At 66.1% G+C, this 16,432-nt stretch carries 8 protein-coding genes and 3 rRNA genes; 6 read left to right on the plus strand and 5 right to left on the minus strand.

The genetic code is table 11. From position 1 onward, the window contains the following. Positions 1-42 precede the first annotated feature (42 nt). The gene (locus ACYBSK_RS03445; RefSeq protein WP_460245128.1) at positions 43-2,211 is read right to left on the minus strand and encodes a fructose-specific PTS transporter subunit EIIC; all 2,169 of its coding nucleotides are present in this window, start codon (positions 2,209-2,211) and stop codon (positions 43-45) included. 416 nt (positions 2,212-2,627) lie between these two features. Between ACYBSK_RS03445 and ahcY the strand changes: the two genes are divergently transcribed. Both ahcY and ACYBSK_RS03455 read left to right on the plus strand, forming a co-directional pair. Next, on the plus strand, positions 2,628-4,091 hold the full coding sequence (ahcY, locus tag ACYBSK_RS03450) for an adenosylhomocysteinase (protein WP_457475333.1): 1,464 nt from the start codon (positions 2,628-2,630) through the stop codon (positions 4,089-4,091). 243 nt (positions 4,092-4,334) lie between these two features. Further along, a complete protein-coding gene (locus ACYBSK_RS03455) occupies positions 4,335-4,949 on the plus strand; it encodes a hypothetical protein (RefSeq protein ID WP_460245129.1) in 615 nt (204 codons plus the stop codon). Between the two features lie 10 nt (positions 4,950-4,959). Here the strand turns inward: ACYBSK_RS03455 and ACYBSK_RS03460 are convergent, their stop codons facing one another. Further along, positions 4,960-5,925: an RDD family protein gene (locus ACYBSK_RS03460; RefSeq protein ID WP_460245130.1), complete on the minus strand. Its 966-nt coding sequence runs from the start codon at positions 5,923-5,925 to the stop codon at positions 4,960-4,962. 105 nt (positions 5,926-6,030) lie between these two features. Here ACYBSK_RS03460 and ACYBSK_RS03465 point away from each other — a divergent pair, with 105 nt between their 5' ends. The 4 genes from ACYBSK_RS03465 to rrf all read left to right on the plus strand — a co-directional run bounded on the left by ACYBSK_RS03465 (position 6,031) and on the right by rrf (position 12,769). Further along, positions 6,031-7,038: a stage II sporulation protein M gene (locus tag ACYBSK_RS03465; RefSeq protein WP_460245131.1), complete on the plus strand. Its 1,008-nt coding sequence runs from the start codon at positions 6,031-6,033 to the stop codon at positions 7,036-7,038. A 572-nt stretch (positions 7,039-7,610) separates the two neighbouring features. Further along, positions 7,611-9,136, plus strand: a 16S ribosomal RNA gene (locus ACYBSK_RS03470). Between the two features lie 304 nt (positions 9,137-9,440). Beyond that, positions 9,441-12,564: ribosomal RNA gene (locus ACYBSK_RS03475) — 23S ribosomal RNA — on the plus strand. A gap of 88 nt (positions 12,565-12,652) precedes the next feature. Continuing rightward, positions 12,653-12,769: ribosomal RNA gene (gene rrf, locus ACYBSK_RS03480) — 5S ribosomal RNA — on the plus strand. Together the 16S, 23S and 5S rRNA genes form the textbook arrangement of a ribosomal RNA operon. A gap of 90 nt (positions 12,770-12,859) precedes the next feature. On the opposite strand, the gene ACYBSK_RS03485 is transcribed toward rrf, so the two are convergent. Genes ACYBSK_RS03485 through ACYBSK_RS03495 form a run of 3 tightly spaced genes read right to left on the minus strand, consistent with a single transcriptional unit; the run spans position 12,860 to position 16,355 of the window. Then, complete coding sequence (locus tag ACYBSK_RS03485; RefSeq protein ID WP_460245132.1) at positions 12,860-14,170, minus strand: DUF58 domain-containing protein; 1,311 nt, start codon at positions 14,168-14,170, stop codon at positions 12,860-12,862. A 29-nt stretch (positions 14,171-14,199) separates the two neighbouring features. Continuing rightward, positions 14,200-15,189: an AAA family ATPase gene (locus ACYBSK_RS03490; RefSeq protein WP_460245133.1), complete on the minus strand. Its 990-nt coding sequence runs from the start codon at positions 15,187-15,189 to the stop codon at positions 14,200-14,202. Beyond that, positions 15,189-16,355 (minus strand): DUF4350 domain-containing protein, encoded by a 1,167-nt coding sequence (locus tag ACYBSK_RS03495; protein WP_460246952.1) that lies wholly within the window; start codon positions 16,353-16,355, stop codon positions 15,189-15,191. The genes ACYBSK_RS03490 and ACYBSK_RS03495 overlap by 1 nt, the downstream gene beginning before the upstream one ends. Between the last annotated feature and the right edge of the window lie 77 nt (positions 16,356-16,432).

Genomic DNA, 16,432 nt, shown 5'->3' on the forward strand with positions numbered 1-16,432 from the left:
CGAGTACGCTTTCGCCGGCCCCGTCCACGTATCGGCTCCGTCCTACTGAACCTCCGCCAGCACCCGCAGGATCGCCGCCTCGTCCGGCGCCGCCTGGAGCCGCGCCCGGAAGTCCGTGTCCATGAGCTTGCGCGACAGCAGCGCCAGGATCCGCAGGTGCTCGTCGCCCGCCGCCGCCTCCGGCACCGAGATCATGAACACCAGCTTGGCCTTCGTGCCGTCGAGCGAACCCCACTCGATGCCCTCGTCGGACCGGGCGAAGCCGACGACCGGGGCGGTCACCGCGTCCGTCTTGGCGTGCGGGATGGCGATCTCCTCGCCGAGCCCGGTCGTGCCCTGCTCCTCACGGCGCAGCGCGGTCCGTACGAGCTCCTCCTCGTCGGCGACCTTGCCGGTGCGGGCGGCGAGCCCCGCCATCTCGCGGATCGCCGCCTCCTTGTCCTGGGCGTCCAGCCGCACCTTGACGGTCCGGCCGGTGAGGTAGCCGGAGAGGACCTCGGGCTGCTGATCGGCCTCGGGGGCATCGGCCACCGAGGCATCGGCCTCGGCCGCACCTGCCGCGGTGGAGCCGGCCGCGGCCGCCTGGAGCGACGCGGTGGCGGACGTGGAGGCGACCGTCGCCGTGGCGTGCGCCGCGGGCGCGCTCTCGGCGGCGACGGCCGGAACCGCACCGGCCAGGGCGGGCTCGGCGGGCTGCGCGGACCCGGTGGACTCGGCGGGCCCGGCGGACCCGGCCGAGTCCGCCGCGGCCTGCTTGGCGGCGGAACGGCGGTTGCTCAGGCCGACGAGCGCGTTCGTCGTCAGCGCGGTGACCACGGTGCCCGCGACGATCGCGAGGAAGAACCAGGCGAGCCCGCTGATCGCGCCGAACACCGCGACGATCGGCCCACCGTGCGGCACGGAGTCCTCGACCCCGGCGAGCCCCGCGATCGCACCGGCGACCGCGCCACCCAGCATGTTCGCCGGAATGACCTGCGCCGGACGCGCCGCCGCGAACGGGATCGCGCCTTCGGAGATGCCGAAACAGCCCATGAACAGCGCCGCGATACCGGCCTCCTGCTCCTGCTGCGTATAGAGCTTGCGACGGATCATCGTGGCCAGGCCCTGGCCGAGCGGCATCACCGGGATCGCCGCGGCGGCCATACCCATGACCGCGTTGTTCGTCCCGATCAGACCGACGGCGAACAGGAACGCCGTCTTGTTCACCGGACCGCCCATGTCGAACGCGATCATGAGACCGATCAGCGCCCCGAGCAGCACCGCGCTCGACCCGGTCATCCCGCCGAGGAAGTCGGTGAGGTGCGTGAACACCCAGGAGATCGGGCCGCCGAGGATGTAGATGAAGGCGAGACCGACGGCCAGCGTGGACGCGATGGGCACCACGATGATCGGCATGATCGGCTGGATGGCCTTCGGAACCTTGATCTTCCGGATCGCGAGCACCAGATAGCCCGCGAGGAAACCGGTCACGATGGCGCCGAGGAAACCGGCGTTCGCGTCGGAGCCGTAGATGCTGGCGTCGGCGGCGAGGAAGCCGCCGATCATGCCCGGCACGAGCGCGGGCCGGTCACCGAGCGCGAAGGCGATGTAGCCGGAGAAGATCGGCAGCATCAGCTTGAAGCCGAGCGTGCCGAGCGCGTTGACGTTGAACCAGAACGTGTCCTTGGGGATCTGGATCCCGTCCGGCGTCGCATGCCCGCCGATCGCCAGCGACACGGCGATCAGCAGCCCACCGACCACCACGAACGGGATCATGAAGCTGACCCCGTTCATCAGCGCCTTGTACGCCGCGCTGCGCTCCTTGCCACCGGACGCCGCGGCCTCCCGCGCCGCGCCGTCCCCCGAACCGTGCACGGGCGCGCTCTGCACGCGCTCGATCAACTGCTCGGGGTGGCTGATGCCCTCGGACACCCCCACCGACAACACCCGCTTCCCGGCGAACCGGGCTCGGTCGACGTCCTTGTCCGCGGCGATGATGATGCCGTCGGCGGCTTTGACATCGTTGTCGGTGAGAACGTTCTCGGCCCCGATGGACCCTTGCGTCTCCACCTTCATGTCGATACCGGCGGCATCCGCTGCCTGCTGCAGCTTCTCCGCCGCCATGTAGGTGTGCGCGATGCCGGTCGGACATGCGGTCACCGCGAGCAGCTTCAACTTCTTCCGCTGCTCGACGGCCCCTCCGCCCGCGTGGGGGTCGGCCGGACTGGTCACGTGGCTCTCCTTCAAGCGTTTCCGTGCAAGAGCGCGCAAATCTTTGCGGCTGTAACAGCATGGTGCAACACGTACGCACACCCCCGACACCGCAAAGGTCCCGGATCCCCTGGTCCCTGGTCATGTGTCCCACGTGACGGAACGGGAACGCCCGGATCAGGAGGCGGGCTGGGTCCAACTGGGCCGATCGGTGTAGCTTTGTGATGAGCCAGACGTCGCTGCTGATGGCGGTCGGGCGGCCCGTACGCCGGGTCGACCCGAGGGAGAGAGGGCCTCCGACGGACTGCGCCGCGAGCGTTCAGGGGACACTTGTCCCAGGACGCCGCAGGTCAGCCATGCGCGCCGGCGCCCGTACCGCGGGCAGGCGCGTCAGCCCACCTCGACCGACTGCAACAGCACCGAGGAGCAGCTCACTTATGACTTCTGTCGCCAACCGACAGGACCAGGACTTCAAGGTCGCCGACCTCTCCCTCGCCGCCTTCGGCCGCAAGGAGATCACCCTCGCCGAGCACGAGATGCCCGGCCTCATGGCGATCCGCAAGGAGTACGCCGACGCTCAGCCCCTCGCGGGCGCCCGCGTCACCGGCTCCCTCCACATGACGGTCCAGACGGCCGTCCTCATCGAGACCCTCGTCGCGCTCGGCGCCGACGTCCGCTGGGCGTCCTGCAACATCTTCTCCACGCAGGACCACGCCGCCGCGGCCATCGCCGTCGGTCCGAACGGCACGCCGGACAACCCCCAGGGCGTCCCCGTCTTCGCCTGGAAGGGCGAGACGCTGGAGGAGTACTGGTGGTGCACGGAGCAGGCCCTGACCTGGCCGAACACGCCCACCGGCGGCCCCAACATGATCCTCGACGACGGTGGTGACGCCACCCTCCTCGTCCACAAGGGCGTCGAGTACGAGAAGGACGGCAAGGTCCCCTCGCCCGACACCGCCGAGTCCGACGAGCACCGCGTCATCCTCCAGCTCCTGAACCGCACGATCTCCAACGGTTCGCAGAAGTGGACCCAGCTCGCCTCCGAGATCCGCGGCGTGACGGAGGAGACGACGACGGGTGTGCACCGGTTGTACGAGATGCACCGGGACGGCTCCCTCCTCTTCCCCGCGATCAACGTGAACGACGCGGTGACGAAGTCGAAGTTCGACAACAAGTACGGCTGCCGGCACTCGCTGGTGGACGGCATCAACCGGGCCACGGACGTTCTCATCGGCGGCAAGACCGCGCTGGTGTGCGGGTACGGCGATGTGGGCAAGGGCTGTGCGGAGTCGCTGCGCGGTCAGGGCGCGCGTGTGATCGTGACCGAGGTCGACCCGATCTGCGCGTTGCAGGCGGCGATGGACGGTTTCCAGGTGACGACGCTGGACGAGGTCGTCGACCAGGTCGACATCTTCGTCACGACGACCGGCAACAAGGACATCATCATGGCCTCGGACATGGCCAGGATGAAGCACCAGGCGATCGTCGGGAACATCGGTCACTTCGACAACGAGATCGACATGGCCGGTCTGGCGAAGATCGAGGGCATCGTCAAGGACGAGGTCAAGCCGCAGGTCCACACGTGGACGTTCCCGGACGGCAAGGTGATCATCGTGCTGTCCGAGGGGCGTCTGCTGAACCTGGGCAACGCGACGGGTCACCCGTCGTTCGTGATGTCCAACTCGTTCGCGGACCAGACGCTGGCCCAGATCGAGCTGTTCACCAAGCCCTCGGAGTACCCGACCGACGTGTACGTGCTGCCCAAGCACCTCGACGAGAAGGTCGCCCGTCTGCACCTGGACGCGCTCGGCGTGAAGCTGACGACGCTGCGCCCGGAGCAGGCCGCGTACATCGGTGTCGAGGTCGAGGGCCCGTACAAGCCGGACCACTACCGCTACTGAGCCCGCGCACCCGCCGGGCACGCCTCCGCTGAGCACTCGCCTGTTCAGCAGGCGTCCCGGCACCGCGCACCAGCCGCCCGTCGGCTGAACCGCTTCGCAGGACAGGCCCCCGCACCCCCGTGTCGGGGGCCTGTCCCTTGCCCGGCCCACACCGCTGGCTACGGTGGACTCGTCCTTCGACGCCCGCCTGCCCGCACCCGACGGCGGCCGTCACCAGGCCAGACAGAGGACCCCACGAACGCCATGCCCCGCGGCCGTTATTCGCTTCACGATCTGCACGATCACACCCCCCTCGGCGAAGAGCACTTCCAGTGCGCGCCCGGCCCCTCCGGCTGGCGCTACGTAGCGCAACGAACCACCCCCTCCGGCGAGCACGCCGGCTCGATCGACCTCGCCCTCGACGAACTCGGCCGCCCCATCCGCGTCGAAGTGAATGCCTCGAGCTGGCAGGTGCGAGGCGCCGCCATCGACGGCGTCACCTGGGTCCGCACCGACCCCACCGGCACTCACGCCACTGAAGGAAACGCCCCCGCGCACGCGTTCACGGGCACGTCCCCCGCGTTCCTCATCGCCACCGCCCGTCTGCTCCGCCTCACCCCCGCTTCCCCCGCGACCCGCGTCCGCCTCGTCGCGCTGACGGACCCCGTCCTCGCCCCCCGCACCGTGGACCAGTCCTGGACCTTGCTGAACAGCGAAGCACACGCCACTGACAACGGACCTCTGACCGTGGACGAATACCAGGTCACAGCCCTGGACACGGGGGAGCAGCAGGCGGTCCACATCGCTGGCGACGTGGTCCTCGCGGCCCCCGGCATCGAGCTGGAGGACCTGGAGAACCCGCCGTCGACGTTCCGCTGACGCCGCGCACTCAGGCCGGCGGCGCGAACCCGGTGGCCGGTCCGTCCGAACTCCCGGACTGGGGCGTGGGGTTGTCGGCCGGGGCTGCGGGCGCCGCCGAGGGCTGCCCGCCGTACGGCCCGGGGGCAGAGTCCGGGCCCGGAGTACCAGGAGGCACGTAAACAGCGGCGGGCGGAACGGGGCCCGCGGCCTGCGCAGCCCCGTGAGCGCCCGCACCGTTCGGCGCACTCGATGCGAAGGCCCGTTGCGCCTCCCGCGACTGCCGCTCGTGCGTCACGGCGGCGAGGAACGCGGCGGGCGGCATGTCACTCGGCACCGGCGCCCCCGCGTGCGCGGCGAGCTCGTGCGCCAGCCGCTCGGCCATGCCCCACCCGACCTGCGGGTCCAACTGCCCCATCCGCGTCAGGTACTGCCGCACCGCGAGCCACAGCGGTTCCGGCACGGCCGACAGATCCAGCTCCGCGAACCGCCCCACCAGCCACGGCGGAGGAGGCGGCACGAACGCCATCTGCCCGGCCGGCACCCTCTCCCGTACGACGAGGGTCCCCGCGAAGACGTCCCCGACCCGGCGCCCCCGTGCCGACACCAGGGACGCGATGCACGCCACGACCCCGAACGTCATGAGGATCTCCACGACCCCGACGGCTCCTCGCACCAGCGCGTGCCGGAACCGGATCGGCCCGCCGTCGTCCCGCACGACGCGCAGCCCGCACGCGAGCTTCCCCAACGACCTGCCGTGGCTCAACGTCTCCACCGCGATCGGGATCCCCACCAGCACCAACAGGAAGCTCGCCACCGCGACAGCCGCGACCGCGGCATCGTCGAGCGACGAGGTCGTCGCCGCGAACACCATCGTCACCACGATGTAGACGGCGAACGCCACCGCCAGATCGATGAGCACGGCAAGCGCCCGACTCGGCAACTTCGCCGGCCGCAGCTCCAGCGCCACCGCCTCACCCGTCACCAGCTCACTCACGCCGGCCACCCACCCTTCAACGAGCTGCCCCAGGAACCGCCAGTCTGCCAAGCTGAAGGCACATCGCGCCGAACAGGTGCCGGAAAGCGAGGAGCAGCAGACCGGATGGACCTCGACGTCTTCGTGTCCGCCCACCGAGCCGAGTGGGACCGCCTGGACGCTCTGCTGCGCCGCCGACGCCGGCTCACCGGCGCGGAAGCGGACGAACTGGTGACCCTCTACCAGCGCACCGCCACCCACCTCTCGCTCATCCAGTCGAGCGCACCGGACCCCCGAATCATCGGCCGCCTCACTCAACTCGTGGCACGCGCGCGTAGTGCCGTGACGGGCACCCGCCGCGCCTCCTGGCGCGACGTGACGCGCTTCCTGACCCACGGATTCCCCGCGGCGGTCTACAGAGCACGTCACTGGTGGGTCCCCACCGCACTGATATCGACTGCCGTGGCCGCCCTCATCGGCTGGTGGATTGGCACCCACCCCGACGTCCAGGCCTCCATCGCGGCCCCCTCCGAACTGCGCGAGATGACCCGCCCCGGAGGCCAGTACGAGACGTACTACTCCAGCCACCCGGCGGCGTCGTTCGCCGCCCAGGTCTGGACGAACAACGCCCAGGCCGCCGCCATGTGCCTGGTCCTCGGCATCTTCTTGGGACTGCCAGTCCTGTGGATCCTCTTCCAGAACATGCTCAACGTAGGTGTGGGCATCGGCCTGATGTCGTCCGTCGGCCGCCTCGACACCTTCCTCGGACTGATCCTTCCGCACGGCCTGCTCGAACTGACCGCGGTCTTCGTGGCCGCCGGCACCGGCCTGCGCCTGGGCTGGACAGTGATCGACCCAGGTCCGCGCACGCGGAGAACCGCCCTAGCCGAAGAGGCGCGCGCCGCGCTGGGCATGGCCATCGGCCTGGCCCTGGTCCTCTTCATCTCCGGCGCCATCGAAGGCTTCGTCACCCCCTCCGGCCTCCCCACCTGGGCCCGCATCGCCATCGGCATCGCGGCAGAACTCGCCTTCCTGGCGTACGTCTACGTCCTCGGTGGCAGGGCGGCCCGGGAGGGCGAAACGGGAGACGTAGCCACGGACGAACGCAGCGCGCTTCTGCCGACGGCTGCCTGATGTGCGTTCGCCGTCGCTGACCTGCTAGTCTCCTCTTCGCCCCGGAAAGACCGTTGACACGGCCAGACCGGGGAGGTAGATTCGAACAGTTGCCCCGAACTCGACAGGTTCGATCGCAACCGTTATTATCTACCGCGCTTCACGAAATTCAATTCTTCGAGAAGCCCTCCGATTAATCAGAATCTCAAGCCGGTCAGACCGGCCCCAAACTTCTGATAAAGTCGGTCCCGCCGAAAGGCAAAGACCCTCCAACGGCCACCGGAAATGAATTCCGAACCGGAAACGGAACGGAAAACGGATCTGGTAGGGTTGGAAACACGAAATACCGAAGGGAAGCGCCTGGAGGAAAGCCCGAGAGGGTGAGTACAAAGGAAGCGTCCGTTCCTTGAGAACTCAACAGCGTGCCAAAAATCAACGCCAGATATGTTGATACCCCGTCTCCAGCATCCGCTGGGACGAGGTTCCTTTGAAAAGTCCTTCTTCGGAAGGCACACAGCGAGGACGCTGTGAACGGTCGGATTATTCCTCCGACTGTTCCGCTCTCGTGGTGTCACCCCGATTACGGGGAAACATTCACGGAGAGTTTGATCCTGGCTCAGGACGAACGCTGGCGGCGTGCTTAACACATGCAAGTCGAACGATGAAGCCCTTCGGGGTGGATTAGTGGCGAACGGGTGAGTAACACGTGGGCAATCTGCCCTTCACTCTGGGACAAGCCTTGGAAACGAGGTCTAATACCGGATAACACTCTCCTCCTCCTGGGGGTGGGTTAAAAGCTCCGGCGGTGAAGGATGAGCCCGCGGCCTATCAGCTTGTTGGTGAGGTAATGGCTCACCAAGGCGACGACGGGTAGCCGGCCTGAGAGGGCGACCGGCCACACTGGGACTGAGACACGGCCCAGACTCCTACGGGAGGCAGCAGTGGGGAATATTGCACAATGGGCGAAAGCCTGATGCAGCGACGCCGCGTGAGGGATGACGGCCTTCGGGTTGTAAACCTCTTTCAGCAGGGAAGAAGCGAAAGTGACGGTACCTGCAGAAGAAGCGCCGGCTAACTACGTGCCAGCAGCCGCGGTAATACGTAGGGCGCAAGCGTTGTCCGGAATTATTGGGCGTAAAGAGCTCGTAGGCGGCTTGTCACGTCGATTGTGAAAGCTCGGGGCTTAACCCCGAGTCTGCAGTCGATACGGGCTAGCTAGAGTGTGGTAGGGGAGATCGGAATTCCTGGTGTAGCGGTGAAATGCGCAGATATCAGGAGGAACACCGGTGGCGAAGGCGGATCTCTGGGCCATTACTGACGCTGAGGAGCGAAAGCGTGGGGAGCGAACAGGATTAGATACCCTGGTAGTCCACGCCGTAAACGGTGGGCACTAGGTGTGGGCAACATTCCACGTTGTCCGCGCCGCAGCTAACGCATTAAGTGCCCCGCCTGGGGAGTACGGCCGCAAGGCTAAAACTCAAAGGAATTGACGGGGGCCCGCACAAGCAGCGGAGCATGTGGCTTAATTCGACGCAACGCGAAGAACCTTACCAAGGCTTGACATACACCGGAAACGTCCAGAGATGGGCGCCCCCTTGTGGTCGGTGTACAGGTGGTGCATGGCTGTCGTCAGCTCGTGTCGTGAGATGTTGGGTTAAGTCCCGCAACGAGCGCAACCCTTGTTCTGTGTTGCCAGCATGCCCTTCGGGGTGATGGGGACTCACAGGAGACCGCCGGGGTCAACTCGGAGGAAGGTGGGGACGACGTCAAGTCATCATGCCCCTTATGTCTTGGGCTGCACACGTGCTACAATGGCCGATACAATGAGCTGCGATACCGCAAGGTGGAGCGAATCTCAAAAAGTCGGTCTCAGTTCGGATTGGGGTCTGCAACTCGACCCCATGAAGTTGGAGTTGCTAGTAATCGCAGATCAGCATTGCTGCGGTGAATACGTTCCCGGGCCTTGTACACACCGCCCGTCACGTCACGAAAGTCGGTAACACCCGAAGCCGGTGGCCCAACCCCTTGTGGGAGGGAGCTGTCGAAGGTGGGACCGGCGATTGGGACGAAGTCGTAACAAGGTAGCCGTACCGGAAGGTGCGGCTGGATCACCTCCTTTCTAAGGAGCACTTCTAAGCCAAGCTTGCTTGGTTCAGAGGCCACTACGTCGGCAAACGTTCGACGGTGGTTGCTCATGGGTGGAACGTTGATTATTCGGCACACTTGACCTGCTCTGGTCGCGAGTACTGCTTCGGCGTGGAAAGCGAGATGGAGGGGCGAGGGTGTCGGGCACGCTGTTGGGTGTCTGAGGGCGCGGGCTTGTCCCGATCCTCGATGCCGGCCCCGGTAAAAATCTGCTTCGGTGGGTTGTGACGGGTGGTTGGTCGTTGTTTGAGAACTGCACAGTGGACGCGAGCATCTGTGGCCAAGTTTTTAAGGGCGCACGGTGGATGCCTTGGCACCAGGAACCGATGAAGGACGTGGGAGGCCACGATAGTCCCCGGGGAGTCGTCAACCAGGCTTTGATCCGGGGGTTTCCGAATGGGGAAACCCGGCAGTCGTCATGGGCTGTCACCCGCTGCTGAATATATAGGCAGTGTGGAGGGAACGCGGGGAAGTGAAACATCTCAGTACCCGCAGGAAGAGAAAACAACCGTGATTCCGGGAGTAGTGGCGAGCGAAACTGGATGAGGCCAAACCGTATACGTGTGAGACCCGGCAGGGGTTGCGTGTGCGGGGTTGTGGGATCTCTCTTCCATCGTCTGCCGGCGATGGGACGAGTAAGAAACCGTTGATGTAGGCGAAGGACATGCGAAAGGTCCGGCGTAGAGGGTAAGACCCCCGTAGCTGAAACGTTAGCGGCTCGTTTGAGAGACACCCAAGTAGCACGGGGCCCGAGAAATCCTGTGTGAATCTGGCGGGACCACCCGTTAAGCCTAAATATTCCCTGGTGACCGATAGCGGATAGTACCGTGAGGGAATGGTGAAAAGTACCGCGGGAGCGGAGTGAAATAGTACCTGAAACCGTGTGCCTACAAGCCGTGGGAGCGTCGCGCAAGGAACTTGTTCCTTGCGTCGTGACTGCGTGCCTTTTGAAGAATGAGCCTGCGAGTTTGCGGTGTGTTGCGAGGTTAACCCGTGTGGGGAAGCCGTAGCGAAAGCGAGTCCGAATAGGGCGGTATAGTAGCGCGCTCAAGACCCGAAGCGGAGTGATCTAGCCATGGGCAGGTTGAAGCGGAGGTAAGACTTCGTGGAGGACCGAACCCACCAGGGTTGAAAACCTGGGGGATGACCTGTGGTTAGGGGTGAAAGGCCAATCAAACTCCGTGATAGCTGGTTCTCCCCGAAATGCATTTAGGTGCAGCGTCGTGTGTTTCTTGCCGGAGGTAGAGCACTGGATAGGCGATGGGCCCTACCGGGTTACTGACCTTAGCCAAACTCCGAATGCCGGTAAGTGAGAGCGCGGCAGTGAGACTGTGGGGGATAAGCTCCATGGTCGAGAGGGAAACAGCCCAGAGCATCGACTAAGGCCCCTAAGCGTACGCTAAGTGGGAAAGGATGTGGAGTCGCAGAGACAACCAGGAGGTTGGCTTAGAAGCAGCCACCCTTGAAAGAGTGCGTAATAGCTCACTGGTCAAGTGATTCCGCGCCGACAATGTAGCGGGGCTCAAGCGTACCGCCGAAGTCGTGTCATTGCAGCAAGAGGGCCAACGCCTGCTGTGATGGGTAGGGGAGCGTCGTGTGCCGGGTGAAGCAGCACCGGAAGGTAGTTGTGGACGGTTCACGAGTGAGAATGCAGGCATGAGTAGCGATTCACACGTGAGAAACGTGTGCGCCGATTGACTAAGGGTTCCTGGGTCAAGCTGATCTGCCCAGGGTAAGTCGGGACCTAAGGCGAGGCCGACAGGCGTAGTCGATGGATAACCGGTTGATATTCCGGTACCCGCTGTGACGCGAAAGACATCGAATCCAGTGATGCTAAGGCCGTGAAACCGCCGTCCTCGTCTTTGACGTGGTTCGGAGTGGTGGAGCCGCCGGCCCAAGCTGGTAGTAGGTGAGCGATGGGGTGACGCAGGAAGGTAGTCCAGCCCGGGCGGTGGTTGTCCCGGGGTAAGGGTGTAGCCCGTCTTCCAGGTAAATCCGGGAGACATGAGGGTGAGACCTGATGCCGAGCCGATTGTGGTGAAGTGGATGATCCTATGCTGTCGAGAAAAGCCTCTAGCGAGTTTCATGGCGGCCCGTACCCTAAACCGACTCAGGTGGTCAGGTAGAGAATACCGAGGCGTTCGGGTGAACTATGGTTAAGGAACTCGGCAAAATGCCCCCGTAACTTCGGGAGAAGGGGGGCCACGTCTGGTGATGAGTCTTGCACTCTGAGCTGGGGGTGGCCGCAGAGACCAGCGAGAAGCGACTGTTTACTAAAAACACAGGTCCGTGCGAAGCCGTAAGGCGATGTATACGGACTGACGCCTGCCCGGTGCTGGAACGTTAAGGGGACCGGTTAGTCACATTTCGGTGTGGCGAAGCTGAGAACTTAAGCGCCAGTAAACGGCGGTGGTAACTATAACCATCCTAAGGTAGCGAAATTCCTTGTCGGGTAAGTTCCGACCTGCACGAATGGCGTAACGACTTCTCGACTGTCTCAACCATAGGCCCGGTGAAATTGCACTACGAGTAAAGATGCTCGTTTCGCGCAGAAGGACGGAAAGACCCCGGGACCTTTACTACAGTTTGATATTGGTGTTCGGTTCGGCTTGTGTAGGATAGGTGGGAGACTGTGAAGCGGCCACGCCAGTGGTTGTGGAGTCGTCGTTGAAATACCACTCTGGTCGTGCTGGATGTCTAACCTGGGTCCGTGATCCGGATCAGGGACAGTGTCTGATGGGTAGTTTAACTGGGGCGGTTGCCTCCCAAAGGGTAACGGAGGCGCCCAAAGGTTCCCTCAGCCTGGTTGGTAATCAGGTGTTGAGTGTAAGTGCACAAGGGAGCTTGACTGTGAGACCGACGGGTCGAGCAGGGACGAAAGTCGGGACTAGTGATCCGGCGGTGGCTTGTGGAAGCGCCGTCGCTCAACGGATAAAAGGTACCCCGGGGATAACAGGCTGATCTTCCCCAAGAGTCCATATCGACGGGATGGTTTGGCACCTCGATGTCGGCTCGTCGCATCCTGGGGCTGGAGTCGGTCCCAAGGGTTGGGCTGTTCGCCCATTAAAGCGGTACGCGAGCTGGGTTTAGAACGTCGTGAGACAGTTCGGTCCCTATCCTCTGTGCGCGCAGGAATATTGAGAAGGGCTGTCCCTAGTACGAGAGGACCGGGACGGACGAACCTCTGGTGTGCCAGTTGTTCTGCCAAGGGCATGGCTGGTTGGCTACGTTCGGGAGGGATAACCGCTGAAAGCATCTAAGCGGGAAGCCTGCTTCGAGATGAGTATTCCCACCCACTTGATGGGGTAAGGCTCCCAGTAGACGACTGGGTTGATAGGCCAGATCTGGAAGCCCGGTAACGGGTGGAGGTGACTGGTACTAATAGGCCGAGGGCTTGTCCTCAGTTGCTCGCGTCCACTGTGTTGGTTCTGAAACCACGAACAACCGTCGTAGTCATAGGCCACGACTCCGGTTGACAGTTTCATAGTGTTTCGGTGGTCATAGCGTGAGGGAAACGCCCGGTTACATTCCGAACCCGGAAGCTAAGCCTCACAGCGCCGATGGTACTGCAGGGGGGACCCTGTGGGAGAGTAGGACGCCGCCGAACTATTTTTAGAGAAAAGCCCGGACCGGGATACGGTCCGGGCTTTTCTGCGTTTAGGGGTTCCTGGCGAAGGCCTTTTGCGGCCCCGCTGTGTCATAGGCGGCCGGCGGATTTCAGTGACAGGTATGCGTCCGCGAGGGCTGGAGCCAGGGCTGAAGGGGTCGCGTCCACGACTGTGACGCCGTGACGGGTGAGTTGTTCCGCTGTGCGGAGGCGCTCTGCCTTTGCCTGGGCTGCTGATGCGGCGTCGTAGATCGCTTCTGTGCTGCCCCTGCTCGATGCCATGGATTCGATCGCCGGGTCGGCCACCGAGGCCACGACGACGGTGTGACGCTTTGTGAGGCGTGCGAGTACGGGGAGCAGGCCCTCCTCGATGGGGGCCGCGTCCAGGGACGTAAGAAGGACGATGAGGGAGCGGCGGGGCGCTGTGTGGAGGGCGGTTGCCGTGAGGCCCCGGGCGTCGGTTTCGATGAGTTCTGGTTCCAGTGTGGCCATGGCGTTGACCAGGGCCGGGAGGACTTCGCCTGCTGTGCGGCCCTGGACCAGGGCGCGGATGCGGCGGTCGTAGGCCAGGAGGTCCACGCGGTCGCCGGCGCGGGAGGCCAGGGCTCCCAGGAGGAGTGCGGCGTCCATGGAGGCGTCGAGGCGTGGGGCGTCGCCGACCCGGCCCGCGGAGGTGCGGCCGGTGTCGAGGACGAGAAGGATGTGGCGGTCGCGTTCGGGGCGCCAGGTGCGGACGGCGACCGAGGAGTGGCGGGCTGTCGCGCGCCAGTCGATGGAGCGGGTGTCGTCGCCGGGAACGTACTCGCGGAGGCTGTCGAATTCGGTGCCTTCGCCCCTGGTCAACACGCTGGTGCGGCCGTCGAGTTCGCGTAGGCGGGCCAGTTTGGCGGGGAGGTGCTTGCGGCTGTGGAACGGCGGGAGGACGCGGACCGTCCAAGGGGCCCTGTGTGTGCCCTGACGGGTGAAGAGGCCGAGGGGGCCGAAGGAGCGGATCGTGACGCGGTCGGCCTTCCGGTCGCCCCTGCGAGTGGGCTGGAGACGGGTGGTGAGGCGGCGTCGTTCGCCCGCGGGGATGTTCACGCGGTGGCGCGATGCCTCGTACTCCGTGCCGGAGCGCCAGCTGCTCGGGGGCCAGGCGTCGCGGATCTGCGCGCGCAGGGGGCGGCGGGAGGGGTTGGTGATCGTGAGCGTGACGTCGACCGGGTCTCCGAGGCGTACGGAGGTGTCGCCGGAGCGGGTGAGGCGCAGGCGGCGTACGGGGGCGGCCAGGGCGAAGTCGCAGGCGCAGGCAAGGGCCAGGGGGGTGTTGACGGCCAGGATGCCTGTCCAGCTGGGCTCCCAGATGCCGACGGGGAGGGAGCCGAGCGCTGCGAGCAGTGCCGTACGTCCGGTCAGAGCCATGGTCGTGTCGTCCTCCGTTGGGCGTCGGGTCAGCGGGGGACGGGGACGTGGGTCAGGATCGCGTTGATGACCGAGTCCGCGGTCACGCCTTCCATCTCGGCCTCCGGGCGCAGTTGGATGCGGTGGCGGAGGGTGGGCAGGGCGAGGGCTTTGACGTCGTCGGGGGTGACGTAGTCGCGGCCGGTCAGCCAGGCCCAGGCGCGGGCCGTGGCGAGGAGGGCCGTGGCGCCGCGCGGCGAGACGCCGAGGGTGAGGGACGGGGATTCGCGGGTCGCGCGGCAGATGTCGACTACGTAGGCGGTGATCTCGGGGGAGATCGTCGTCTTGGCGACCGCTGTGCGGGCCGTTTCGAGGTCCGCTGCCGTGGCCACTGGGCGGATGCCGGCCGCTTGCAGGTCGCGCGGGTTGAAGCCGGAGGCGTGCCGGGTCAGGACGTCGATCTCGTCCTGGCGGGTGGGCAGCGGAACGTTCAACTTGAGCAGGAAGCGGTCCAGTTGGGCCTCGGGGAGGGGGTAGGTGCCCTCGTACTCGACCGGGTTCTGGGTCGCGATCACCATGAAGGGATCGGGGAGTTCGCGGGCCGTGCCGTCGACCGTGACCTGGCGTTCCTCCATCGCTTCGAGGAGGGAGGACTGGGTCTTGGGCGGGGTGCGGTTGATCTCGTCGGCGAGGACGAGGTTGGTGAAGATCGGGCCCGGCTGGAAGGAGAAGCGGGCGGTGTTCGTGTCGTAGACCAGGGAGCCCGTCACATCGCTCGGCATCAGGTCGGGGGTGAACTGGACGCGCTTGGTGTCGAGTTCGAGCGACGAGGCGAGGGCGCGGACGAGGAGGGTCTTGGCGACGCCGGGTACGCCTTCGAGGAGGACGTGGCCGCGGCAGAGCAGGGCCACGACCAGGCCCGTGACGGTGGGGTCCTGGCCGACCACGGCCTTGGCGATCTCGGTGCGCAGGGCCTCCAAGGACGCCCTTGAGCTGCGGGGATCGGTCGTGGGCCCGGCGTTGTCAGTGGTCGGGTCCATCATGTGTTCCGTACCTCTCTTTCGAGGGCGTCGAGGTGGTCGGCGAGTGCGATGAGGCTTGCGTCGGTCGCGGGTGGCGGGCCGAAGAGGAGGGCGTGCGGGTCCCGGGCGGGCGTGGGGAGTTGGCGCCCCAGGGCCGGGAGGAAGGTCTCGGGCGTGTGGGCCTGGGACACGGGGACGCCGATGAGGGGGGCCAGGCGGGTGCGGGTGGAGATACGCAGGGCCGTGGCGGCGCGGTCGCGTGCGTTCGCCTTGCGGTAGAGGCGGGCGCGGCCTTCGACGGTTTCGGAGGCGCGGATCGCGACGGGCAGACGCTCCTGGACCAGGGGGCCGAGACGGCGTGCGCGCCACAGCGCGGCGAGGGCTGCCGCGATGAAGAGCTGAAGGGTGCCCCAGAGCCAGCCCTTGGGGATCAGGTCGACGAAGCTGCGGTCGTTCTGTGCGTCGCTGGACGCCGCCTCGTCGGAGAGGGAGGGGAGGTACCAGACCAGATGAGGGTGGGAACCGAGGAGTTGCAGGGCGAGCGAGGCGTTGCCCTGCTCGTCGAGGCTTTCGTTGAGAAGGATGTCGGGGGAGCCGAGCAGGACCGTGTCGCCGTCGCCGGTGGGGGCCGGCACGCGCAGGAGCGTGGCGGAGCCATGGCTCGGGTAGCAGGCGTCGGCGCCGGCGAGCTTCGTGTCGTAGCGGTGGCCGGCGGTCGCGGCGGGGCCGGCGCGGCGGGCCGCGGGCAGCGCGCAGTCGGGGGCGAGGGCTTTCTCGGTGGCGGGCTCCGGGTCCGCGGTGACGCCGGGGGCCAGCGTGCCGGCGGCTGCAGCGCCGGGGGCGACGAGGACGGTGCGGCCGCCGGAGTCGGCGGTGGCGGCCTGCAGGTCGGCCTGCTGCCGGTCCGTGAGGAGGTCGGGGGCGGCGACCAGGAGGGTCGTGTCCGGGCCGGTCGCCGCGCGGGCGTCGGCGGTCGTGGTGACGACGCGTGTGTCGACGCCCCGGTCGGCCAGGAGTTCGGCGACGGCGCGGCTGCCGCGCTCGTCGGCGGAGCGCGGGTCGAGGGCGCCGTGCTGCTCGCCGGAGCGGATCACGGCGAGGAGGACGGCCGCGACCAGGAGGAGGACCAGGGCCAGGGCGATGCCGCGGGTTCGGGTCCAGACCTGGCGGGGCGTGGGCGTGATCGAGGTGCTCGTGTCAGGGGCCGGTGGCGGTGGTGGCGGCGCGGTGAGGGTCGTCGTGGCGGCGGGGCCGGGGTGCG

This window comes from Streptomyces sp. BYX5S (assembly GCF_054724165.1).